This is a genomic window from Lysinibacillus sp. UBA5994, from assembly GCF_002429725.1.
Classification (GTDB): Bacteria; Bacillota; Bacilli; order Bacillales_A; family Planococcaceae; genus Lysinibacillus; species Lysinibacillus capsici.
Genome location: NZ_DJAU01000005.1, coordinates 67,088 through 89,846, shown reverse-complemented (window position 1 = coordinate 89,846; position 22,759 = coordinate 67,088). Strand labels below are relative to the sequence as shown.

Below are 22,759 nucleotides of genomic sequence, written 5' to 3'. Positions count from 1 at the left end.
GCAAACAAAACAGTCAGCTGTGTGTTGGCTGTTTTTTCTTTTATAAAAAGAGTAAGTACAAAGAATTTATTGTACTTACTCTTTAAAACATTTGTTATATATCAAAGTAAGCAGCTAAACTTCTTTAATGATATCTCCATATAAAACATCACTTTAATGGGCTATAAAATAATGAGTTCCTTAGGAGAGTGAGTGATGACTTCCACACCTTCTTTTGTAACGATAACATCATCCTCGATTCGAACACCACCTACATTAGGTATATAAATACCCGGTTCGACAGTTAGTACCATATTTTCTTCTAACATGTCTTTACATATGGTAGACATAAATATGTTTTCATGGATATCTAAGCCTATACCATGTCCTGCACCGTGTCCGTAATTTTGTCCATATCCCTTTTTAGTAATGTAGTCTCGTGAATAACTATCGGCCTCTTGTCCAGTTATACCAGCCTTCATATTGGAAAGGGCATGCTGTAAGGCACCATAAACTATTTGATATACTTCTTTTAATTGCTCTAATGGTTCTCCAACAGCAATCGTTCTTGTCATATCAGAACGATAACCTCGGTAGTAAGCACCAAAATCCATTGTCAACATGTCACCTTGCTCCACTATTTTAGAGGATGCTACACCATGTGGGAGTGCTGAACGATGGCCAGAAGCAATAATCATATCGAAGGCTGCACCTGTTGCACCATTTTTTCGCATATGAGACTCTAATTCATAGGCAATCTCAAGTTCTGAAATACCTGGTTTGATGAATGTCAGAATATGATTAAACGCCTCATCGGAAATCCATGCTGCTTTCTTAATTATTTCAATTTCTTCTGGTGTTTTAATCATCCGTAAATCTTCTACAATAGTAGGCATTGGTTCTAATATAGCTGTCAATTTGCTCTTCATTAATTGATAGCTAAAATAAGTTACATGATGTTGCTCAAAACCAACAGTTTGAATTAATTCCTGTTCAAGAATTTCCTGAATGGTTTCATATAAATGGTTGCGATCAATCTCTAGTACTTCAAAGGTGTCACACTGATTTGTTGCTTGCTGAGTGTAGCGGAAGTCTACTAATAAAAGTGCGCGTGTCTTTGTTACAATAACTGTACCTGCACTACCTGTAAAACCTGTTAGATAGCGACGATTTTGAGCATTTGTGATAATAATTGCATCGGTATTGTGGAGCTGTAAGGCTGCTTGTAATTGTTCTAATTTTGACATGTTATGTTTCCCCCTTCAAAGTTAAATATACTGCAAAATTTGCATCATGTTTAGAGCTTATATGAAATTAGATGTTGATTATGTGGAAAATGCATTGCAGGATAACCTCTATCCTAGATTAAAGAGTGTTGGAAAATATATTAAAAAAATGTGAAAAAAGATATTGTATATCTATATTTTCTATGATATATTTATAAATGTCTTAAAGAGGTCCCGTGGTGTAGCGGTTAACATGCCTGCCTGTCACGCAGGAGATCGCCGGTTCGATCCCGGTCGGGACCGCCATTTAAATTGATATTACAGTCCTTATGATTTTACATCATAGGGACTTTTTTGTATGTGATTGGAGTATGGATCCAATTCATCTTTCAGGAGTTTATCAGTAAATTAAGTAGAAATTACATGACAAATGAATAATGTCGAAAGGATCAACACTGCCTAGTAGAAACACAGAGGCTAAAAGCATAACATTTTGTGAAGTATTTGAGACCAACTTCCCTTTATTATTTCATAAACAACATCTATTTCCCTAAAACATATCAAGTGTATCTAAAAAATGGCTTAAATCGCTGTGAAATGATCGATAATATAGCCATAAACATAGCGAATTTCATATATTTAACATTATCTAAAAATAGTAAAAATTACCGATAAATGATAGCGTTTCTATAAGGTAAAATTAGAGATGTTTCTAATATAAAGATTAGGGGTAAAAAAGTAGATGTAATCGGATTGGCTACGGAGGTGTTTATATGAGCAAAGATTATTCTTTTAAAAGTATTTATTTCCCTTTGCTTATTGGTTCCATGATAATGATGGTAGGCTGTGGAGATCCTATTATGGAGATTGAAGAATCAAATGCGTATCACTGGCAAAAAAATATGAACGAAGTAGAATTTGAGAAATTAAAAAATGATATGTCATATATTGAGGTAGTAGAAGCAGCAGGCGGCGCAGGTAAAAAAATCAAAAATAATGAATATCGTTGGAATGATGAAATCTTGATGACACAGGCCTATATAGTAAAATTTAAGGATGATAAACTAATTGGCAAAGAAATCATAGCAGTGAAAGGTCATTCAAACAGATAAATAGTTGTCACGTCTTTGTAAAAGAAGGCGTGTTTTTTTATTTAAATGGCTACCTATGTCATAAAATTAGGCTTTTTAACGAAGATAATCTATGTAGGATATAATGATATTGGATGCTTTGAACATTTTCGCTAGTTTAGGTAAACTAGAGGTAATGTAGTGATGAGAGGAAAAATGAGAATGTATGAAATAATCATGAATTCAGTTGATGATACAGAGCGTTTTGCCGTGACACTTGCAAAATTACTAGAAGCTCAAGATACAATTACATTAGAAGGAGATTTGGGTGCAGGCAAGACAACGTTTACGAAGGCCTTAGCAAAAGGGCTTGGTGTGAAAAGAACGGTCAACAGTCCAACATTTACAATCATTAAACAGTATGAAGGACGTTTACCCTTCAATCATTTAGATGTTTATCGTTTGGCTGAAAGTGACGAGGACCTTGGTTGGGATGAATTATTTTATGGAGATGCAGTATCAGTGGTAGAGTGGGCGCATTTAATAGAACAGGATTTGCCACAGAATCGATTAGCGATAGAGATTTATCGAATCGGAGACAATGAACGACGATTTGTGTTAATACCTAGTGGGGAACGCTATGAGGCACTATGTGAGGAGCTAATGAAATGATTTGGTTAGGAATAGAAACAGCGAATACACCACTTTCCGTTGCTATTGTGAGGGATGGAAAAGTGGTAGCTGAGCTGGTACAAAATATAAAATTAACACATTCAGCAGGCGCAATGCCCGCTATTGAAGAGGTATTAGCAAGAGCAGGTTTGAAGGCAGGCGACTTGGATGTTATTGCAGTGTCTGAAGGGCCAGGTTCGTATACAGGGGTCCGTATAGGTGTAACATTAGCGAAAACCCTAGCATGGACATTACAGATACCTTTAGTTGGTGTCTCTAGCTTAAAAGCATTAGCTGCAAATGCTACCCTTTATAATGGATTAATTTGTCCAATTTTTGATGCAAGAAGAGATAATGTTTATACAGCTGTTTATCAAGGAGTGACTCTAGAGGCTCTTGTGGAGGATCATCATGCACATATCGCTGATTTATTAGAGCGTTTAAGGGCATTAGATGCACCTATTTTATTTGTAGGAACAGATGTGGGCTTATTTTGGGATAACATTGTAGAGGAGCTTGGCGATAACGCTTTTCGTGCACCTTTTAGTCTTGACTTGCCACGTGCAACGGAAGTTATTCGTGTAGGAACTAAAGTGGAATTACCGAGTGTTGAAGCTACTCATCACTTTGTCCCACAATATAAACGAATTGCAGAGGCTGAAGCAAATTGGCTGAAAGAACAGAAGGAGAAAGAACATGAGTAGTGATGTAACTTATCGTAAAATGGTTTCTGATGATGTACCAGCAGTTTATGAAATTGAAGTAGCTTCATTTCCTGTACCTTGGACGTTGGATTCCTTTTACTATGAAGTACATGAAAATCAGTATGCCCATTATGTGCTGGCTGTTGATGCAAGTGGAAGTATTATTGGTTTTTGCGGGATGTGGATGGTTATAGATGCAGCCCAAATTACGAATGTAGCTGTTATTGAGGCAGCTCGTGGACGAGGTATAGGCGAGGGATTAATGCGTGAGGCAATGCAAATAGCTCGTTTACATGGAATGGAGGTTATGACATTGGAGGTACGAGTAACGAACACAGTTGCACAAAATCTTTATCGTAAGCTCCAATTCCAAGATGGTGGTATACGGAAAGGCTATTATACGGATAACGGGGAGGATGCCCTTGTCATGTGGGTGAATTTATAATGAATAATGGATTGATATTAGCAATAGAATCAAGCTGTGATGAAACAGCTGCAGCGATTATACGAAATGGTCATGAAATCGTGTCGAATGTTGTTGCTTCTCAAATAGAGAGTCATAAGCGATTTGGTGGCGTTGTTCCTGAAATTGCATCACGCCATCACGTTGAACAAATTACGATGGTAATTGAAGAAGCATTAGCTCAAGCAAATTTAAAGCCGGTAGATTTGGATGCGGTTGCTGTTACAGAGGGTCCGGGTCTTGTAGGGGCATTGTTGATTGGCATTAATGCAGCGAAGGCTTTTGCCTTTGCGAATAACCTACCAATTGTAGGTGTGCATCATATTGCAGGGCATATTTATGCCAATGCGCTTGTTCAGCCGATGGAGTTCCCTTTATTAGCACTAGTAGTTTCAGGCGGTCATACAGAGCTTGTCTATATGAAGGAACATGGCTCTTTTGAGGTCATTGGTGAAACAAGAGATGATGCAGCTGGTGAAGCTTATGATAAAGTGGCGCGTGTTTTAAATTTACCTTATCCTGGTGGGCCACATATTGATCGTCTTGCTCATGAGGAAGGAGAGGCTGTTCCTTTTCCAAGAGTATGGTTGGAAGAGGATTCATATGATTTTAGCTTTAGCGGTTTAAAATCAGCTGTCATCAATTATAAACATAATATGGATCAACGAGGTGAAGCTATTTCACCAGCAGCTGTCGCCAAGGGCTTTCAGGAAAGTGTTGTTGAAGTACTGACTGCTAAGACATTACGTGCTGCTCGCGAATATCAGGTGAAACAGGTTATTGCAGCTGGAGGTGTAGCAGCAAATAAGGGGTTGCGAATTTCTTTGGAGACTGTATTTGAAGAGGAAGGTATCCCGTTTTTTGTACCGCCGCTTAAATTGTGTACTGATAATGCGGCAATGATTGGCGCAGCAGCTATGCCGATGTTTGAGGCTGGTATTCGAGGAAACTTAATGATGAATGGACGTCCAGGAATGGAGTTAAAATCCTGGGTATAGTGTAAGAAAGAGGTATCTATATTTTTAGATATCTCTTTTTTTAATTGTCGAATAATTGTTGATAAAAAAGAACCGTGCTAAGGGAATAGTCAGTAGAGGCATCACAATTGACAAATTTTTCAGAAAATTATCCACAGGTAAAGGAGCGAATTAAATGGCGAACACGCGTACTTATGCACAAATTGTTGATAACTTGTGTATAACTTGTGATTATTCAATATATAGTAGCTGGTTTTATACGATAGAATGTGGATAAAATAAATTTTCATTGTGGACAATGTGGAAAACTCTGTTGATATGTTGGTACTACTAGATTTGTAGTGTGAATAAAACTGTGGGCATTTTTTGTCGAATAATAGCACTTGACCAATATATATGAAAAATGAAGACAAGTAAAGAAAAAGCCATGTGACCTTTCACATGGCTTACATCATTTACATACTAATATTTTCAAGTTCTTCATTTAACTCAAGCCATTCTAATTCTAATAGCTCATGCTGTTCTTTAGCAGTTGCTAATTCTGCTTGAAGCATTGAAATTTTTTCATGGTCGGTAAAAATGGCAGAGTCACAAAGAGCTTCTTCTAGTCTTGCAACAATAGCAGATGTTTCTTGCATCTTGCTTTCTAAATCTTCAATCGTACGTCTAATTTGACGTTCACGCTTTTTTGCTTCTTTATCAATTTTTGATGTAGAGGTTTTATCAGGTAGGTCTTGCTGTACTTGTGGTTGGGAGGCAGCCTTCATTTGTGCTAGCTCCAATAGTTCCTGCTTTTTCTCAACGTAATAATCGTAGTCACCTAAATATTCAAATGAACCCGTTCCAGATAACTCCACCACTTTTGTTGCGATACGATTAATGAAGTAGCGGTCGTGTGAGACAAATAGAAGCGTACCTGGATAATCAATCAAGGCATTTTCTAATACCTCTTTGCTATCTAAGTCCAAATGATTGGTAGGCTCATCTAGAATTAAGAAATTAGCCTTTTGCATCATTAGCTTTGCGAGTGCAAGGCGTGCTTTTTCACCGCCCGATAAAGAGGATACAGCTTTATCCACATCTTCACCACTAAAAAGAAAACGCCCTAATACAGTTCGAATATCTTTTTCGTTCATGAGTGGCCATTCATCCCATAATTCTTTTAGGACACTCTTATTGCTCGATAGCTTTGCTTGCTCTTGATCATAGTAGCCGATTTGTACATTCGTACCATAACGAATACTACCTCCAAGAGGGGATAAATCTTTTACAATTGTTTTTAATAATGTCGATTTACCAACTCCGTTTGGGCCAACAAGGGCAATACGATCCTCACGAAAAGTGCGGAGGTTTATCCCACTAGAAATGGTACGATCGTTATAACCTATCGTTAATTCATCAACAGATAAAACATCATTTCCACTTTGACGTTCAATCGTGAAACCGAAACTAGCGGATTTCTCATCACCATCTGGCGATTCCATCCACTCGGTACGTTCAAGCATTTTACGTCGACTTTGTGCCATTTTTGTTGTAGAAGCACGTGCAATATTTTTTTGGATAAAATCCTCTAGCTTGGCCTTTTCATCTTGCTGACGTTCATAGAGTTTGACATCACGCTCATAATTTTTAGCTTTTTCATCTAAATATGCACTATAATTACCCGGGTATTTGGTAACGCGATGACGAGATACTTCGTAGACAATAGAAACGACTTGGTCTAAGAAGTAGCGGTCATGGGAAACAATTAAAATAGCGCCTTCATAGCCCTTTAAATAGGATTCCAACCAAGATAGTGTTTCGATATCTAAATGGTTCGTTGGCTCATCGAGAATTAAAAGATCTGGTTTACTAAGTAAGAGCTTAGCAAGTGCTAAACGTGTGCGCTGTCCACCAGATAAGGAACTGATGGGTTTGTCATAGTCTTCGGAATAAAATTGCATACCATGAAGGACTGACCGTATGTCTGATTCATATTGATAGCCACCTGCATCTTTAAACGTATGCTGTAATTGATCGTATTCCGACATAACTTTCGCATACATAGTAGGGTTTTCATAGACAGTAGGATCAGCCATTTGTTGTTCAAGTGAGCGTAGCAGCTGTTCTTGGGCTAAAAGAGATTCAAATATAGTCATCATTTCATTCCAAATTGTTAGCGTAGAGTTTAATCCTGCATGTTGCTCTAAATAGCCTATTTGAATATCCTTTGGGATAATGATATCACCTGAATCATAAGACATTTGACCAGCAATTATTTTTAATAAAGTAGATTTACCTGCACCGTTTCGTCCTACTAAGGCAACACGGTCACGGTGTTGAACTTCTAATTTAACACCACTTAAAATTTCATCTGCAAGAAAGGATTTAGTTAGTTGATTGACCTGTAAAACAATCATTCTTGACACCTCAATTCTACCTTAGTGTAATGGATGAACGATTTGCATGCAATGTCCGTGCTTTACTTATTCCTAGCAGTCATGTAAGATTGAAACGATTTCTTTTTAGTTAGCTGCGTATAAGGCGCCATTAACTAAAGAGAAATACAGCAGGGGATTGCAAAAATGTTGTATATTGTTAAGGATGAATGTATTAAAATTAGTAGTTAAAGACAGTAAAATTGATGGAGGTACATCATAAGGAGGAAAAAGTTTGAAACAAGAATTAAAAATTCCACAAGCCACTACAAAAAGACTTCCTCTTTACTATCGATTTATTCAAAACTTTGCACAAGAAGGTATGGAACGTATTTCGTCGAAGGAACTGAGTGAAGCGATGAAAATAGATTCTGCAACTATTCGCCGTGATTTTTCTTATTTTGGTGCACTTGGGAAAAAAGGTTATGGCTACGATGTGCAGCATCTATTACAATTTTTTAGCCAGACGCTTGATCAACATGAAACGACAAAAGTAGCGTTAATTGGTGTGGGGAATTTAGGCAGTGCATTATTAAAATATAATTTTCAAAAAAACCATAATACACATATTGTGGTAGCATTCGATTCAAAAGCACCGAAGGATGGCAAAATGATCAGTAACATTCCGGTTTTTCATCCAGATTTATTGGAAGAAAAATATGCAGAATACGGTGCAGAGCTTGCTATTTTAACCGTTTCACCACGCTCCGCTCAAAAAATGGCGGATCGCTTAGCAGCCATGAATGCAAAGGGAATTTTAAACTTTACGCCAGAGCGATTAACAGTACCTGATAGAATGCAGCTTTTAACCATCGATTTATCGGTAGAGTTGCAAGCGCTTATTTATTTAATTCGTAATCAGGAAGAGTGAAAACCATACATATTTTTTAGTGTAATTCACCGTTTCTGTCAAATAGATAATTTAAATAAAATGAGGTCAAATCAGTGAGTGTGACGAAAAACTTTCACATATAATTAGTTAGCAAAATGGCGAAATATGCGTTAAAATGATGGATATAAAGAGGAGGTGGCTGTAATGGGTGGTATTGGTCCTATGAGCCTCATTATTATCGGAGTTGTCGCGTTACTAATTTTTGGTCCTAAAAAGTTACCAGAGCTTGGTAAGGCATTTGGTTCAACACTACGTGAATTCAAAAATGCTACTAAAGGTTTAGCCGACGAAGATGATGATGATAAGAAAAAGAAAGAACTAGATAAGTAAGTTAGGATGTTTGAGGAATGAATCCAAAAGATCTAACTGTCATTGAGCATATAGAAGAATTAAGAAAACGGCTGTTCATTGTTGCCGTTTTCTTTGTTCTAGCTATGGCCGGCGCCTTTTTTGTCGCAAAGCCACTTGTAAAATACCTTCAAATGACTGGAGCCAAATATAATATAGAGCTTCATGCATTTGATGTAGTCACACCACTTGCAATTTATATACAAGTTGTTTTTATAATTGCATTTATTCTTTCATCACCCGTGTTGATGTATCAATTATGGTCGTTTATTAGCCCTGGATTAAGGGAAGTAGAGCGTAAAGCAACTCTAAGCTATATTCCGTATTCATTTTTATTGTTTCTTGCAGGGTTATCTTTTTCGTACTTTTTACTATTCCCATATGTCATCAAATTCATGATGAATTTATCGAATGATTTGGAGATACAGCAAACCATTGGTATACATGAGTATTTTACATTCTTGTTTAAGCTTACAATACCGTTCGGTTTCCTTTTCCAGTTGCCAATTGTTGTTTTATTCTTTTCACGAATTGGCATATTAAGTCCGGAATTACTAATTCGTATTCGTAAATATTCGTACTTCGGTTTATTTGTATGTGCTGCGATTATTGCACCACCTGAGTTGGCTTCGCATTTAATGGTTTCAGTTCCGCTGTTTATTTTGTATGAAATTAGTATTATGATTTCACGAATTGGCTATAAGAAATATCTTAAATCCGAAGAGATTCGATTAAAAGAAGAACAGGAAGCGGAGCAAAAGCGCCAGATTGAAGAAGCACTTGAGCAGCAACGACGACAAATAGAAGAATTGAATCAACAGTAATAAATAAAGCTCGGTGCCCTAAATGGGACACCGAGCTTTTGTGTTATTTTTGCATCTTACAATCGCTTTACAAAAATTTATTGCATTTTTTCGAGTTCTTGAAGAAACTTTTGCAATGGTTCCGCATAGAATTGTACAAGTGTCACAAATCCATTAAGCATGACGTGTGCAATAATAGACGTCCAAATGCGCTTTGTTTTGTGATATAAAAAGGCGAAAATTAAACCACAAATGGTATAAAGCAAGATATGTGAGAAGTCGAAGTGGATAATCGCAAAGAAAATGGCACTCACAATTGCTGCCACCCAGAAATTTGTTGTTTGGACAAGCGAGCCAAAGATCACTCTACGGAAGACGAATTCTTCTAAGATTGGCCCGAATACAACAATTGCTAATATGGCGATGGGAGCACCTTTAGCTATCGCGACAATATCTGCAGTATTTTGTGAGCCTCCTTCAATACCGAAAACAGCCATCTCAATAGCTGCACCAATCATTTGTCCAAAGAACACTAGGAAGAAGCCGATGATTCCCCACACAATTGTAAGAGGTATCGTTTCTTTTTTTCCTTGATAAATGTTCCAAAATGCTTTATCTCGAGATGTAAGGATTAAGCTTAAAATGAGCGCTACTGCAAAACTTAGTGCAATATACCAACCTTGAGTAATAGGAGCCGCTTGTTCAGAAGCTAAACCAGTTACCTTCATGATGAGCTTATGGAACGGTAAGAGCAACCATCTGCTAGAGATTTGCATCAAGATATAAATCAGCAAAACATACAGGGCTGTTTTTTTATGTTTCGTTACTTTTTGAGAATTAGTCACAGTCAAAATCCTTTCCATTCATATGCTTCCTTTCTATTGTAGAGGAATATGGAAAGAAAACAAAATTTTTTGAAGTTCTGACTTGCAAAAAAAAGAGTGATTGATTATCATAATAATTGTGTTAGCACTCATTGATATAGAGTGCTAATAAATATCAACAATTATTTAATTATTAGGAGGTTGTTTCACTTGTTAAGACCACTAGGAGATCGTATTGTAATTGAACTAATCGAGGTAGAAGAAAAATCTGCATTCGGTATTGTACTACCTGACTCTGCAAAAGAAAAACCACAAGAAGGTAAAGTAGTAGCAGTTGGGACAGGTCGTGTATTAGAGAACGGGCAACGTGTAGAGCTTGACGTTAAAGTTGACGACCGCATTATTTTCTCTAAATACGCTGGTACAGAAGTTAAATTTGAAGGTAATGAATACCTAATTTTACGCGAAAGCGATATTCTTGCAATTATTGAATAAGAACTTTAAAGGCACCTTACGTAAGGTGAATACTTATTGTTTGCATAACAAATGTGACAATAAGGTGAAATTGATATAAATATATTGAAGAAGCTTAACGAATATTCCATTTCAGGAGGGTAAATTCTCATGGCAAAAGATATTAAATTCTCAGAAGACGCTCGTTCATTAATGTTACAAGGTGTAGATAAATTAGCAAATGCAGTAAAAGTAACATTAGGACCAAAAGGACGTAATGTTGTTTTAGAAAAAAAATTCGGTTCACCACTTATTACAAATGATGGTGTGACAATCGCTAAAGAAATCGAACTAGAAAACCCATACGAAAACATGGGAGCAAAATTAGTAGCAGAAGTTGCTTCTAAGACAAACGAAATCGCTGGTGATGGTACAACTACAGCAACAGTATTAGCTCAAGCAATTATTCGTGAAGGCTTGAAAAACGTTACAGCTGGCGCAAATCCAGTAGGTATCCGTAAAGGTATCGATAAAGCAGTTGCTGCAGCACTTACTGAATTACACGCTATTTCTCGCCCAGTAAGCAATAAGGAAGAAATTGCACAAGTTGCTGCTATTTCTGCTGCAGATGATGAAGTTGGACAACTAATCGCTGAAGCAATGGAACGCGTTGGTAACGATGGAGTTATTACAATTGAAGAATCAAAAGGCTTCACAACAGAGTTAGATGTAGTTGAGGGTATGCAGTTTGATCGTGGTTATGCTTCTCACTACATGGTAACTGACACAGATAAAATGGAAGCGGTTCTTGATAACCCATACATTTTAATTACTGATAAAAAAATTACAAACATTCAAGAAGTATTACCATTATTAGAGCAAGTGGTGCAACAAGGTCGTCCACTTTTAATGATTGCTGAAGATGTAGAAGGTGAAGCTCTTGCAACACTTGTTGTGAACAAACTTCGTGGTACATTTAATGCTGTAGCAGTAAAAGCACCAGGTTTCGGTGATCGACGTAAAGCAATGCTTGAAGATATTGCTATCCTGACAGGTGGACAAGTGATTACAGAAGAATTAGGCTTAGACCTAAAATCCGCTGATATTTCTGCACTTGGTCGTGCAGCAAAAGTTGTTGTAACAAAAGACAACACAACAATCGTTGAAGGTGTAGGCGGAGCAGACGCAATTGAATCACGCATTGGTCAAATTCGTGCACAACTTGCTGAAACTACTTCAGAGTTCGATAAAGAAAAATTACAAGAACGTCTTGCAAAATTAGCAGGCGGTGTAGCAGTTATCAAGGTTGGTGCTGCAACAGAAACAGAGCTGAAAGAGCGTAAACTTCGTATTGAGGATGCTTTAAACTCAACTCGTGCGGCTGTTGAAGAAGGTATCGTATCAGGTGGTGGTACTGCTCTTCTAAACGTCTATGCAGCAGTAGAAAAAGCGGCTGAAGCAGTAGAAGGCGACGTATCTACAGGTGTGAAAATCGTTCTACGTGCTTTAGAAGAACCAGTTCGTCAAATTGCTAATAATGCTGGTCTTGAAGGCTCAATTATCGTAGATCGTCTAAAACGTGAAGAAGTTGGCATTGGTTTCAATGCAGCAACTGGCGAATGGGTAAACATGATGGAAGCAGGCGTAGTAGACCCAGCAAAAGTAACTCGCTCAGCTTTACAAAACGCAGCATCAGTTGCAGCCCTATTCTTAACAACAGAAGCGGTTGTAGCAGATATCCCTGAAGCAGCACCAGCAATGCCAGATATGAGCGGCATGGGCGGTATGCCAGGAATGATGTAAGATTTAGCTTAAACTAAAGCACAATCTTTTAAGTAAATATGACCACTTTCCATAATTTTATGGAAAGTGGTTTTTTATTTTGATTTTTTATTAGAACAGAGTTTAAATAAAAATCCTTAAATTTTCTTCGCTATATAATATCCGGAATTTACAATGAGCTGTTTTAATTTCTATCGGAACAATAATTTTAGCGAATTAAAACCCGCCAGTAGTGGAATATTTATCTACTGAATGTATGCATAATCTATAATTAAAAATTTTCCTGTTGTTTTTCAATGGATTATCACTTACAATACAAATGAAAATGATAATCGTTATCATTGATTAATAGTTAAATAGATAGAGGTGAAATCTTGAATAAACAGGAAGCTAACAGAATAGGGACGGGCAATATTTATTATGTTATTATCTTGCTTTTAATAGCCTCCATTTTAATATCTGCCGTTTTTTCTGTATCAATAGGACAAGTCAGTATTCCTTTCAAGCAATCGATGGATATTTTGCTACATACTATATCCAATGGAAAACTTGGCACCCTTGATAGTGTGGAAAGTGAATCCTACTTGAATATTATTTTACAGGTCAGAATGCCACGTGTGGTTTTTGCCTTATTAATTGGTGTCGGTCTTGCATTGTGTGGGGCTGTCATGCAGGCAGTTGTCCAAAACCCGCTTGCTGATCCATACATACTTGGTATTTCTTCAGGAGCGTCATTAGGTGCAACCTTTGCTATTCTAGTTGGTTTTGGGAGTAGTGCATTGTTAGCACAATTTGGAGTAGCCTTTGGTGCATTTGCAGGGGCGATGATTACCTCTATGGCAGTGCTTATCTTATCCAGCATTGGAGGTAAAGCAACCTCAGTAAAATTGGTTTTATCAGGGGTTGTTATCGGTGCATTATGTAGTTCGTTTTCAAGCCTTATCATCTTTTTTGCCAATAATGCAGAGGGCATTAAAACTGTTACGTTCTGGTCTATGGGGAGTTTAGCATCTGCCAGCTGGGACAAAACACCAATTTTAACAATCGTGATTGTACTAGGAGCTGCATTATTCCTTTTCCAACATCGTGTGCTAAACACAATGCTACTTGGAGATGAATCAGCTATCACCTTAGGGATCAATTTAAGTGCTTATCGTAAATTATATATGATTCTTACCTCGCTTATTACAGGAACGATGGTCGCTTATGCAGGTATGATCGGTTTTGTTGGTTTAATTATTCCTCATATCACAAGAGGTATTTTCGGGGCAGATCACAAACGATTAATGTTAGGAACATTGCTCTTAGGAGGCCTTTTCATGATTTGGGCTGATATTCTGTCTAGAACGTTAATCCAAAATGTGGAATTACCGATTGGTATTATTACTTCTGTCATTGGGTCACCATTATTTATCTATATGATTGTAAAAAAAGGTTACAACTTCGGAGGGTAGAACAATGGAATTAGTAGCAAAGGAAATAGAAGTAAAAATCGGCAAAAAGGAAATCGTAAAAAACGTATCCATTCATGTGAATAAGCAACAATTTGTGGGCTTAATCGGACCAAACGGATGCGGAAAATCAACTTTACTGAAAAGCATTTATAAAAGCCTAGTACCTCAAAAAGGGATGGTCTTCTTAGATGATTTAGATGTTTTAAAAAGCGCCGAAAAAAAGATTTCTCAACACTTAGGTGTAGTTGGACAATTCAATGAAATGCACTTTGATTTAACGGTACAACAAATGGTGATGTTAGGTAGAACACCTCATAAAAAAATGCTAGAGTCAGATAACCAAAAGGATTTTGACATCGTAGAAGAGGCATTGACAAGAACGAACTTACAATCTTATAGAGAACGCAGTTTTCTTTCACTATCTGGTGGTGAAAAGCAAAGGGTTATTTTAGCTAGAACGATTGCCCAGCAGCCTAAATTTATGATTTTGGATGAACCAACAAATCATTTAGATATTCGTTATCAAATTGAAATACTATCCTGTGTAAAAAGTTTAAACATCGGTGTTTTAGCAGCTCTTCATGATCTAGAAATGGCAGCACATTACTGTGATTATCTTTATGCAGTAAAAGATGGTGAAATCTATGCACATGGTACACCCCAAGAAGTTTTAACACCAGAAACAATAGAAGCTTTATATCATATCAAATGTCAAACGTTTACTAATCCAGTGACGAATGGATTAGGCTTTGCATATGGACTGTAGGAGGAAAAACATGAAGAAAAAATTATTATTAGGAATTGGTTTAGCAGCTTTATTAACATTAACAGCCTGCGGTAACACATCAAAAGATACATCTAAGGAAACTCAAACAAAAGAGCATTATCCACTGACAATTGAGAACTTTACAAAGGCTGAAGGTGGATCAACATGGGAAAAGAAAGATCAAGTATTTGATCAAGCACCAGAAAGAATTATGGCAAATACACGTCCAGCTGCAGAATTATTATTACATTTAGGATTAGGCGATAAAATCGTTGGTGTTGGTGCAAACTTTGGTGCAGTTGATAAAGCTGTTGAAGAAGAGTATGCTAAGCTAAATATTTTAAGTGATGAATATGTTGGGAAAGAGGTTACATTAGGTACTGATCCTGATTTAGTATTTGGTCGTGGTGGCTTATTTGATAATGCTGAATGGGGAGTAGGGACAGTAGATTCGCTTAATGAAATGGGTGTAAAAACATATGTTTTAGAGTCATCCGTAACAGGCGGCACATATGATTCTATTTATAAAGATATAAAGAATATTGGTGAAATTTTTAATGTTCAAGACAAAGCAGATAGCTTTATTAAAGAATTAAAAGGTCGACAACAAGATATTTCCTCAAAATTAGAAAGTATAAAAGAAGAAAAAACATTTGCCTATTTGCATACAAATGATCCAAAAGAGCTTTTTGTTTATCCAGCACACGATGAAACATTCTTTAATGATGCATTCAAAATGGTTAAATTAGATAATATTTTTAAAGATGAAACAGGCGATGTAAGTGTTGAAACATTAATTGCGGCAGATCCAGATGTATTAATTCTTCCTAACTGGGATGGTTCTGATTTGACAAAAGTACGTGAAGAAATTTATGCGAATCCTAAACTATCAAGCATGAAGGCTATTAAAAATAAACAAATGTATATTGTAGATTACAATTACATGTTTGGCTATGGCTATAACACAATTGATGGAATGGAAGCATTAGCAAAAGAAATGTATCCAGACTTATTTAAATAAAACAAAAAGTGCTGTCCTAGCGGGTCGAATAAATGACACGTTAGGGCAGCGTTTTCTTAATACGGAGGAATAATTATTGTTATGGCTGTAGAAGCTGCTCTTTATTTAATATTGTGGTTATTAACTTGGAATTTTCATTGTTCCAGCAGACGGATACAGGATGCTGCTGATCGAGATAGAGTAATTGGGTAAAAAGGTCTTTTCTTGTTTTTTTTATGTTGGTGGTATCAAGCAAATATGGCGATAGGATTGGCAATAAGCCTGTTTTAAAAAGAGCCTCTTTTAAAGTCCAAAACTCATAAAAAACATGTAAAGGCTGATGAGAGACCAATTGACGCTCTGTCTCAGAAAGCGCATATATCATCATATCTTCACTCACTGGCTTTATTTCTTCAACATCAATGCCGACTCGTCCGATAGTGGTGACTGCTAACACTACCCAATCCCCAGAATGAGAGAGATTAAAATCTCCCTGCCAATGAGGGTGTCCTGCAATATAAGGGCGCCCAAATTCATTATGAGCTAGTTGTAACAGAACGTCATCTATATAGGGAAGGAGTGCCCATCTAATAAGAGTGCTACCTAGCAACGCTCTTTGCTGATCCTGCCAGTGCTTGTATTGCTGAACTTTTCTTTGCACCTCAAAAGGGAGTACTTTAAGGAAAGCATCCCGTTCTGGTGGTGCTAACTGTACTCCTAGAGGAAGTGCAAATAACTGTATAGTTTGTTTTATCATCTTATATTGACTTGTTTTGGTTCAGGAAAGTAGCCTGTATCAATGCCATATTGAATCATTCTGTAAATAAAGGCTTTATTTGGTGCCGCACATTCAATCTTGGTATGAGCTAAAAATTCTATCGTTTTTTTGCAATTGAAGATAAATGGGGAGTCACTTGCTCCATCACCTTCAAGCTGCGCAATGGCTAACGATAAATATTCCTGTACATCTTTTGAATGATCACCATTTAATAGCCAATCTGTATACTCTTGTGTTGACACAATTGTTAGGTCATAACCAATTTCCTTAAGCATATCGATTAATTCTAAATAAGTAAGCGATACAGGGTTACATAAATGGAAGACATGGCCGTTGGTTGCTGGCTGGCTTGCCAAAGAAACAATTGCCTGACTAGCATAATTGATTGGTGTGAAGTCAACATGCCATTGTGCGGTAGGTGTTTTACCTAAATAAAGCATTGATTTAATCATACGGTAAAAGGCATTGTCATCGATATTACGTTGGAATTTACCTGTTTCAGAATGACAGCTTAAATTTCCTACACGATAAATGGAGACAGGGATTGCATCCTGTACAGCGTTTCTAACAAGGTTTTCTGCTTCTAGCTTACTTTGAGTATAAACATTATCAAGCTTAACATTGTAATTGAAGTTACCTTTTGCTTCATTTGGTCCCCATTGTATGGCGGCTAGCTCCTCTGGAATGCCAATTGTCGATACATAATGGAAATGCACACCTGGTTTCTGTTTGGCTATTTCAAGCAAGTAGCGAGTTCCATTCACATTGACATTATTAAAATGATCAGCTGCACCGAAGTGACGTACATCTGCACCACAATGAATGATAGCATTAATTTCTTTCATAATGATTTTTTCATCTTTATCAGATAAGTGTAGTCGTTGCTTCCCTAAGTCACCTTGGATAACAGTAATACGATCTTTCATCTGCTGAGCAATGGTATTGCCAAAATAAAATTGCATACTCTCTCTTAGTTTATCTTCAATCGTAGTTTGGGTGCTTGGTCGAATAAGGCAATATATGTGCGCAGTTGTTGTTGCTAATAGCTCATATAATACATGACTACCTAAATAACCTGTAGCACCTGTTAGTAATACCGATGTCATTGGCAAGGGCTTCACATTTTGGGAGACTTTTAGAGGACTAGGCTCCATTAAGTCCTTGAATACAATGTTTTTAGCTGGCTCGTCTTGATCTTCAATCGCTTCTGGTTGATAATGACGAATATAATGATCCAGTTCAGCAATCGTTTGATATTGGAAGAAATCCTGAATCTTTAAGAATGGTATATGTTTTTTCACTTGTACAAGAATCTCGAGCACTTTTAGCGAATGCCCTCCGATATGAAAGAAGTTATCGTGAATGCCAATTGGCTCAATACCGAGTACAAATTCCCATGCAGTAGCAAGCATACGCTGTGTATCATTTTCTGGGGCAATATATGTAGTACTGCGTGATAAAGTTAATTCCAATGAAGCTAAGTGTTTTCGATCAATTTTTCCTGTAGGGGATAATGGCATTTCTTGCAATTCAATAAATTGCTCTGGCACCATATAATCTGGTAAAAGATTTGCTAAGTAGTCCCTTAAAAGATTCTCCTCAAGCTGCATCCCACTTGCCACCGTATAGTAGGCAAATAAATGATTATTCCCATCAGCCATTTTCTTTGCAATGATCACAGCTTCCTGAATACTCGTATGATTGCTCAATACTGTTTCGATTTCACCAAGTTCAATACGGAAGCCTCTTACTTTAATTTGAGAGTCTTTACGTCCAACAAATTCAATGACACCAGTTGGCAATAGTCGAACTAAATCACCTGTTCGATACATTTTTTGATCTGGCTTTAAGAGATGAGGTACAAATACTTCAGCTGTTTTTTCAGGCTGATGTAAATAACCTGCTGCTAAACCAGCACCAGCAATACATAATTCTCCGATTACATTAACGGGACATAGCTGATCGTCCGTGTTAATAACGTACATTTCATAATTGGCGATTGGTCTACCAATAGGGATACTAGATTGCATGTCTGTTATCTGACTTTTCACCTTAAAATAGGAGGACAATACTGTACATTCAGTTGGTCCATACACATTAATAATTTCTGTAGAGAGTCCAAATTTGTCTTGCCATTTTTGAACAATGGCAGGCAATAGGGCTTCACCACCTACAGATAAATAATTTAATGTCGAAAGCTTTTTTCTATAGCTTACTGGTAAATGTGTAGCTAGCTGTGTAAAGAAAGCATTTGGAACAGTAGCGGTCGTTACTTGCTCACGGTCGATTATATCAGCAAATGCCTCAATGGACAAACGCTCTATACTTGTAAGCATATGAAGTCTTGCACCTGAAAATAAAGCAGTAAAAGTTTCTGTTATAGAAGGGTCAAAACTAAAAGAAATAAACTGGGAATAAACATCTTCTTTAGTTGAATGGTAGATTCGTTGATTATCTGTTATTAAATTAATGACAGCCTCATGCTTAAGCATGACGCCTTTTGGCTTACCTGTTGAACCAGATGTATAAATAATATAGGCTAAATCGGATGGAAGAAGTTCACATTGGATATTTTCCTGTGAATATCCTTGCTCCATTTGGTTGATTGTGAGCACTGTGCGTGTTTGGGAATCATTATGTATAAAATCATTCAGTAGAGCTGTATGTTCGTTTTTCGTTATGATAAATGGAGCACCTGTATCGTTTAATAGGTACTGACAACGTTCTTTTGGATAGCTCGGATCAATGGGAACATAAACTCCACCAGCTTTCAGGATACCTAACAAACTAATGACGGTTTCTTTACTGCGTTCCATAACTATCGCTACATAGTTTCCTTTTTGTAGACCGTTGGCAACTAACATATGAGCAACTTGGTTGGATTGTTCATTTAGCTGACGGTAGGTAAGTTTTCCACCTTCATAGGATAATGCGATTCGTTCCGCAAATTTTTGTGCTGCCTGATAAAATACGTCAGGTATTGTGGTGTTTTGATCGTAGTCAGCTATTGTACGGTTTAACGTTTGATATGCGAGTAAGTCTTCTCTGTTTAATAATTGTGTACTATTGGATTGAAGTGTTTGTTGGTCAAAAGAAAGCGTATTATTCTGTGATGGGTGTACATCAAATTCTTTTTTATTATTCAATTATGACAACTCCTATTTTAGAAAAGGGCCGACACCTATGAAGGAGCGATTATCGTCATTAGGTCCACAGTAGTGAATCGATCTGTGAGAAACTAACGGACATAACTCTCCTTAATAAGGGCAGCCCTTTCATTTTTTATTTCACTACAAAGGTATTAACAACATTCATTAATTCATCAGATAGCTCGGATAATACTTGAGCTTCTTCAGAAACTCGTTGTACTGTATTCAATTGAGAGGCAGAAGTTGCTGCTACTGCTCTTGTATTGTCCTTTGAATTGACTGAAAAATCTTCCATATCTTTTACGGCGGATGTTACTTCTTCCATACCAGCTGCCATTTCTTCAATTGTTGCAGAAAGCTCTTGAATTTGCCCTGTCACATGGTGAATGGAAGTTAAAATCTGGCTAAATGATTTTTCCGAATCATTGATCATGACAATACCATGATCTACTTCTTCTACAGCGTGAACCATGATATTTACAGATTCGTTTGTATCATGCTGGATATGAGAAATAAGTGTAGAAATTTCTCTCGCAGATGCCTCAGATTGCTCTGCAAGTTTACGTACCTCATCAGCAACCACTGCAAAGCCACTACCAGCCTCCCCAGCACGTGCAGCTTCGATTGCCGCATTCAATGCAAGTAAATTGGTTTGCGAAGCAATCCCTGTAATGATTCCTACGATTTCTTCTATTTTATTGGAATGATCGCCAAGTAATTTAACAGAAGCTGCAGATTGATTAACAGCTTTGCTAATAGCATTCATTTGTGCAACAGATTTGTTTGTCGATTCATTCCCTCTTTCAGCTTCCTCTGATGCTAAAATCGAGGATTCTGAAATTTGATTGGACGTCATGGCAATACGTTGAATACCAATATTCATTTCTTCAATGGTAATTGTACTTTCTTTTGCCTTTTGTACTTGAAGATCAGCGCCACTTGCAATCTCCTGCATGGAAGATGCTACATTATTATATGAATCGGAAGCTTCTTGCATATTTACAGATAAAACATTGGCTGTGTTTGAAACACGCTCAGAAACAATCGTTGTACTCTTAATAACATTTTTTAAGTTATCGATCATAGAATTAAAATTTTGTGTGAGCATTCCTACTTCGTCTGTTGAAGTAACTGGTAATGGTTCCAGCTCTAAATTACCTTCTGCGACTTTTTTAGATTGTAAGGAAAGATGTTGAATTGGTGTTAATTTTTTTCTTAAAAGAGTGTAAACAGCAATGGATGAACCAATTAAGAAAATAACCGTTACTAATAATGTCCATAGGGCTTCAGACATCGCTTTTCCTGTTACCATTGATACGTCATAGTCAATGGCATAAGCAGCCAGCATGTTCCCATTCTCATCCAAGATTGGTGTAAGGCCTGTTTTATAGCTACCATATTCATCGCTATAAATATCTGTTGCTGTTGCTTTTTTTGTATCAAAGACTTCTTTAATTCTTGCTAGGAAATCTGGAGATAAACCCATTGCAATCATATCTTGGTTATACTCTGCCCCTAGTTCAAGTATACTAGATGATAGAACAGGTGCATTAATATTTTCACCGTTAACTGTAATTAAAAATAGATTGGTAATGCTATCTGAATTATCATTGATTGCATCCATTTCACTAGTTAATCGTAGAGCATCAGGGTTACTATTTGTAGGATTCTCTAATATCGATTTTAGTGTAGTAATATCAATGGTTTTGGCTAGGATCATGCCTTTGTCAGAAAGAGATTGATTCATGTCTGTTAAATTACTATTTCTTACTATATAATAAGAAAGACCTAAAGTAACTAATCCAAATAATAATAAAATACTCACTACTATTGCAGTTAATTTCTTACTAATAGACATTTGCTGCTTCTTGCGTGTTTTCATGCTTTTCCTCCTAATATGATATAGCAAATATTTCAAGCTAAGGACTATAAATGGATAATTTAGTCAATGTACTACACATTGAAGATGTTGATGTTATTCGTAGAAGTCCAGATGCGTGTTAACTATTTATAAATGCAAAATAATCTATTTATCCCCTATCATTTAACTACTATACTGCCAAAAAAATTGATTCACAACCCAGAAAACTTACTATTTCAAGTCATGATTTCTATAAATAAATGATGATATATAGTTTTTTAGTCTATATATTTTTTAGGTTAGGTTAAATTTTTACAAAAAGCTATATATTTCCTAGTATAAAAAAGAAGTATGCTCAGATCTAACTTATTTTCAGTTGATTAAAAATTTGGCTGAAATACCAATTTCCAATTCCTTGTTAGGGCTTTTTACTTATTTTGTCATGACTTATATGTAAAGGAATTTGATGATTATTGTTATGGGAATAAAATGAAAAAAGGTTATTTCTTTATTCTTAAATAAAGAAATAACCTTTTCTATTGTTGCTAAGGCCGCGGATTACCAAATATGCCCGGTAAAATATTAGGGAGTCCTGGTATTAATGGTGGTGGGAAACCAGGATATTGCCCCCCTGGACGTGGCGGATAAGGTTGCGGTGGATAAGGCTGTGGTGGATAAGGACGTGGCGGATAAGGTTGCGGTGGATAAGGCTGTGGTGGGTATGGCCGCGGTGGATAAGGTTGAGGTGGATATGGTGGATATGGTGGTGGGTATGGCGGCGGATAAGAACTACCAGGAGGTGTTCCTGTACCTGCAGCAGTGATTTGACTAACATCCACAGTCACTATTTGACCATTATCTAACTGAATTTCAGCAGTTCTTCCTCCAGTTCCGAATGTCCGAATTAATGTACCTGAATAAGTACCAGTAGGGAGTGTTACCCATATTTTCATACCTGGGCGAAATTGACTGTTAAAATCATCAGGGGCTAATCTAGGATAAACCAATGAAACACACCTTTCTTCATTTTTTCTAACATATGCCTATTACGATTTTTGTCATAGGCTATAGGCTATGGATGCTTAAGTTCGAATTTGTTATAAAATAAAACGATTTTCATTATAATAAGGGAAAAAGCTAA

Annotated in this window: 20 protein-coding genes and 1 tRNA gene; 14 read left to right on the top strand and 7 right to left on the bottom strand. The window is 36.8% G+C overall.

The genetic code is table 11. From position 1 onward, the window contains the following. Window positions 1–161: 161 nt before the first annotated feature. A complete protein-coding gene (locus B3D98_RS02035; protein WP_288580005.1) occupies window positions 162–1,226 on the bottom strand; it encodes a M24 family metallopeptidase in 1,065 nt (354 codons plus the stop codon). Window positions 1,227–1,435: 209 nt separating this feature from the next. Here B3D98_RS02035 and B3D98_RS02030 point away from each other — a divergent pair. The 6 genes from B3D98_RS02030 to tsaD all read left to right on the top strand — a co-directional run bounded on the left by B3D98_RS02030 (window position 1,436) and on the right by tsaD (window position 5,112). Continuing rightward, window positions 1,436–1,511, top strand: a tRNA-Asp gene (locus tag B3D98_RS02030). Between the two features lie 467 nt (window positions 1,512–1,978). Beyond that, window positions 1,979–2,317 carry a hypothetical protein gene (locus tag B3D98_RS02025; protein ID WP_048394912.1) on the top strand — a complete coding sequence of 113 codons (339 nt, stop codon included), beginning with the start codon at window positions 1,979–1,981 and terminating at the stop codon, window positions 2,315–2,317. Window positions 2,318–2,497: 180 nt separating this feature from the next. Beyond that, window positions 2,498–2,947, top strand: coding sequence for a tRNA (adenosine(37)-N6)-threonylcarbamoyltransferase complex ATPase subunit type 1 TsaE (gene tsaE, locus B3D98_RS02020; RefSeq protein WP_054548893.1), 450 nt, complete (start codon window positions 2,498–2,500; stop codon window positions 2,945–2,947). Then, the gene (gene tsaB, locus B3D98_RS02015; protein ID WP_048394916.1) at window positions 2,944–3,651 is read left to right on the top strand and encodes a tRNA (adenosine(37)-N6)-threonylcarbamoyltransferase complex dimerization subunit type 1 TsaB; all 708 of its coding nucleotides are present in this window, start codon (window positions 2,944–2,946) and stop codon (window positions 3,649–3,651) included. The genes tsaE and tsaB overlap by 4 nt, the downstream gene beginning before the upstream one ends. Beyond that, the gene (gene rimI, locus B3D98_RS02010; protein WP_054548892.1) at window positions 3,644–4,096 is read left to right on the top strand and encodes a ribosomal protein S18-alanine N-acetyltransferase; all 453 of its coding nucleotides are present in this window, start codon (window positions 3,644–3,646) and stop codon (window positions 4,094–4,096) included. The genes tsaB and rimI overlap by 8 nt, the downstream gene beginning before the upstream one ends. Beyond that, complete coding sequence (gene tsaD, locus B3D98_RS02005) at window positions 4,096–5,112, top strand: tRNA (adenosine(37)-N6)-threonylcarbamoyltransferase complex transferase subunit TsaD (protein WP_048394920.1); 1,017 nt, start codon at window positions 4,096–4,098, stop codon at window positions 5,110–5,112. The genes rimI and tsaD overlap by 1 nt, the downstream gene beginning before the upstream one ends. 434 nt (window positions 5,113–5,546) lie before the next feature. Here tsaD and B3D98_RS02000 read toward each other — a convergent pair whose 3' ends face one another. Beyond that, window positions 5,547–7,490: an ATP-binding cassette domain-containing protein gene (locus tag B3D98_RS02000; RefSeq protein WP_259951099.1), complete on the bottom strand. Its 1,944-nt coding sequence runs from the start codon at window positions 7,488–7,490 to the stop codon at window positions 5,547–5,549. A 253-nt stretch (window positions 7,491–7,743) separates the two neighbouring features. On the opposite strand from B3D98_RS02000, the gene B3D98_RS01995 reads away from it, so the two are divergent. The 3 genes from B3D98_RS01995 (at window position 7,744) to tatC (ending at window position 9,572) form a co-directional block, all read left to right on the top strand. After that, on the top strand, window positions 7,744–8,379 hold the full coding sequence (locus B3D98_RS01995; protein ID WP_004224350.1) for a redox-sensing transcriptional repressor Rex: 636 nt from the start codon (window positions 7,744–7,746) through the stop codon (window positions 8,377–8,379). Between the two features lie 165 nt (window positions 8,380–8,544). After that, window positions 8,545–8,730 carry a twin-arginine translocase TatA/TatE family subunit gene (locus tag B3D98_RS01990; protein ID WP_008176991.1) on the top strand — a complete coding sequence of 62 codons (186 nt, stop codon included), beginning with the start codon at window positions 8,545–8,547 and terminating at the stop codon, window positions 8,728–8,730. 17 nt (window positions 8,731–8,747) lie between these two features. After that, window positions 8,748–9,572, top strand: a complete 825-nt coding sequence (tatC, locus tag B3D98_RS01985) for a twin-arginine translocase subunit TatC (RefSeq protein WP_048394925.1) — start codon at window positions 8,748–8,750, stop codon at window positions 9,570–9,572. Between the two features lie 77 nt (window positions 9,573–9,649). Here the strand turns inward: tatC and B3D98_RS01980 are convergent, their stop codons facing one another. After that, complete coding sequence (locus tag B3D98_RS01980; protein WP_036075465.1) at window positions 9,650–10,414, bottom strand: CPBP family intramembrane glutamic endopeptidase; 765 nt, start codon at window positions 10,412–10,414, stop codon at window positions 9,650–9,652. A 171-nt stretch (window positions 10,415–10,585) separates the two neighbouring features. Here B3D98_RS01980 and groES point away from each other — a divergent pair, with 171 nt between their 5' ends. The 5 genes from groES to B3D98_RS01955 all read left to right on the top strand — a co-directional run bounded on the left by groES (window position 10,586) and on the right by B3D98_RS01955 (window position 15,851). Continuing rightward, a complete protein-coding gene (gene groES, locus B3D98_RS01975) occupies window positions 10,586–10,870 on the top strand; it encodes a co-chaperone GroES (RefSeq protein WP_004224358.1) in 285 nt (94 codons plus the stop codon). 129 nt (window positions 10,871–10,999) lie between these two features. Beyond that, a complete protein-coding gene (groL, locus tag B3D98_RS01970; protein ID WP_004224361.1) occupies window positions 11,000–12,631 on the top strand; it encodes a chaperonin GroEL in 1,632 nt (543 codons plus the stop codon). Window positions 12,632–12,984: 353 nt separating this feature from the next. Further along, window positions 12,985–14,064, top strand: a complete 1,080-nt coding sequence (locus B3D98_RS01965; protein WP_054548891.1) for a FecCD family ABC transporter permease — start codon at window positions 12,985–12,987, stop codon at window positions 14,062–14,064. Window positions 14,065–14,068: 4 nt separating this feature from the next. Next, a complete protein-coding gene (locus tag B3D98_RS01960; RefSeq protein WP_054548890.1) occupies window positions 14,069–14,830 on the top strand; it encodes an ABC transporter ATP-binding protein in 762 nt (253 codons plus the stop codon). Between the two features lie 10 nt (window positions 14,831–14,840). Next, window positions 14,841–15,851, top strand: coding sequence for an ABC transporter substrate-binding protein (locus B3D98_RS01955; protein WP_054548889.1), 1,011 nt, complete (start codon window positions 14,841–14,843; stop codon window positions 15,849–15,851). A 79-nt stretch (window positions 15,852–15,930) separates the two neighbouring features. Here B3D98_RS01955 and B3D98_RS01950 read toward each other — a convergent pair whose 3' ends face one another. The 4 genes from B3D98_RS01950 to B3D98_RS01935 all read right to left on the bottom strand — a co-directional run bounded on the left by B3D98_RS01950 (window position 15,931) and on the right by B3D98_RS01935 (window position 22,625). Further along, a complete protein-coding gene (locus B3D98_RS01950; protein WP_103118884.1) occupies window positions 15,931–16,587 on the bottom strand; it encodes a 4'-phosphopantetheinyl transferase family protein in 657 nt (218 codons plus the stop codon). Continuing rightward, on the bottom strand, window positions 16,584–19,754 hold the full coding sequence (locus B3D98_RS01945) for a non-ribosomal peptide synthetase (protein WP_288579988.1): 3,171 nt from the start codon (window positions 19,752–19,754) through the stop codon (window positions 16,584–16,586). Before B3D98_RS01945 ends, B3D98_RS01950 begins: the two co-directional genes overlap by 4 nt. Before the next feature lie 136 nt (window positions 19,755–19,890). Continuing rightward, the gene (locus B3D98_RS01940; RefSeq protein ID WP_288579987.1) at window positions 19,891–21,639 is read right to left on the bottom strand and encodes a methyl-accepting chemotaxis protein; all 1,749 of its coding nucleotides are present in this window, start codon (window positions 21,637–21,639) and stop codon (window positions 19,891–19,893) included. Between the two features lie 524 nt (window positions 21,640–22,163). After that, window positions 22,164–22,625: a hypothetical protein gene (locus B3D98_RS01935; protein WP_009374122.1), complete on the bottom strand. Its 462-nt coding sequence runs from the start codon at window positions 22,623–22,625 to the stop codon at window positions 22,164–22,166. Window positions 22,626–22,759: the final 134 nt, after the last annotated feature.

What these genes read in the sequence shown, in the direction of transcription:
- tsaD (WP_048394920.1), top strand. Translation starts at nt 4,096, where the DNA reads ATGAATAATGGATTGATATTAGCAATAGAATCAAGCTGTGATGAAACA.
- tsaE (WP_054548893.1), top strand. Translation starts at nt 2,498, where the DNA reads ATGTATGAAATAATCATGAATTCAGTTGATGATACAGAGCGTTTTGCC.
- B3D98_RS01940 (WP_288579987.1), bottom strand. Translation starts at nt 21,639, where the DNA reads ATGAAAACACGCAAGAAGCAGCAAATGTCTATTAGTAAGAAATTAACT.
- B3D98_RS01960 (WP_054548890.1), top strand. Translation starts at nt 14,069, where the DNA reads ATGGAATTAGTAGCAAAGGAAATAGAAGTAAAAATCGGCAAAAAGGAA.
- rimI (WP_054548892.1), top strand. Translation starts at nt 3,644, where the DNA reads ATGAGTAGTGATGTAACTTATCGTAAAATGGTTTCTGATGATGTACCA.
- B3D98_RS02000 (WP_259951099.1), bottom strand. Translation starts at nt 7,490, where the DNA reads ATGATTGTTTTACAGGTCAATCAACTAACTAAATCCTTTCTTGCAGAT.
- B3D98_RS02035 (WP_288580005.1), bottom strand. Translation starts at nt 1,226, where the DNA reads ATGTCAAAATTAGAACAATTACAAGCAGCCTTACAGCTCCACAATACC.
- B3D98_RS01950 (WP_103118884.1), bottom strand. Translation starts at nt 16,587, where the DNA reads ATGATAAAACAAACTATACAGTTATTTGCACTTCCTCTAGGAGTACAG.
- tatC (WP_048394925.1), top strand. Translation starts at nt 8,748, where the DNA reads ATGAATCCAAAAGATCTAACTGTCATTGAGCATATAGAAGAATTAAGA.
- B3D98_RS02025 (WP_048394912.1), top strand. Translation starts at nt 1,979, where the DNA reads ATGAGCAAAGATTATTCTTTTAAAAGTATTTATTTCCCTTTGCTTATT.
- tsaB (WP_048394916.1), top strand. Translation starts at nt 2,944, where the DNA reads ATGATTTGGTTAGGAATAGAAACAGCGAATACACCACTTTCCGTTGCT.
- B3D98_RS01990 (WP_008176991.1), top strand. Translation starts at nt 8,545, where the DNA reads ATGGGTGGTATTGGTCCTATGAGCCTCATTATTATCGGAGTTGTCGCG.
- B3D98_RS01980 (WP_036075465.1), bottom strand. Translation starts at nt 10,414, where the DNA reads ATGGAAAGGATTTTGACTGTGACTAATTCTCAAAAAGTAACGAAACAT.
- groL (WP_004224361.1), top strand. Translation starts at nt 11,000, where the DNA reads ATGGCAAAAGATATTAAATTCTCAGAAGACGCTCGTTCATTAATGTTA.
- B3D98_RS01955 (WP_054548889.1), top strand. Translation starts at nt 14,841, where the DNA reads ATGAAGAAAAAATTATTATTAGGAATTGGTTTAGCAGCTTTATTAACA.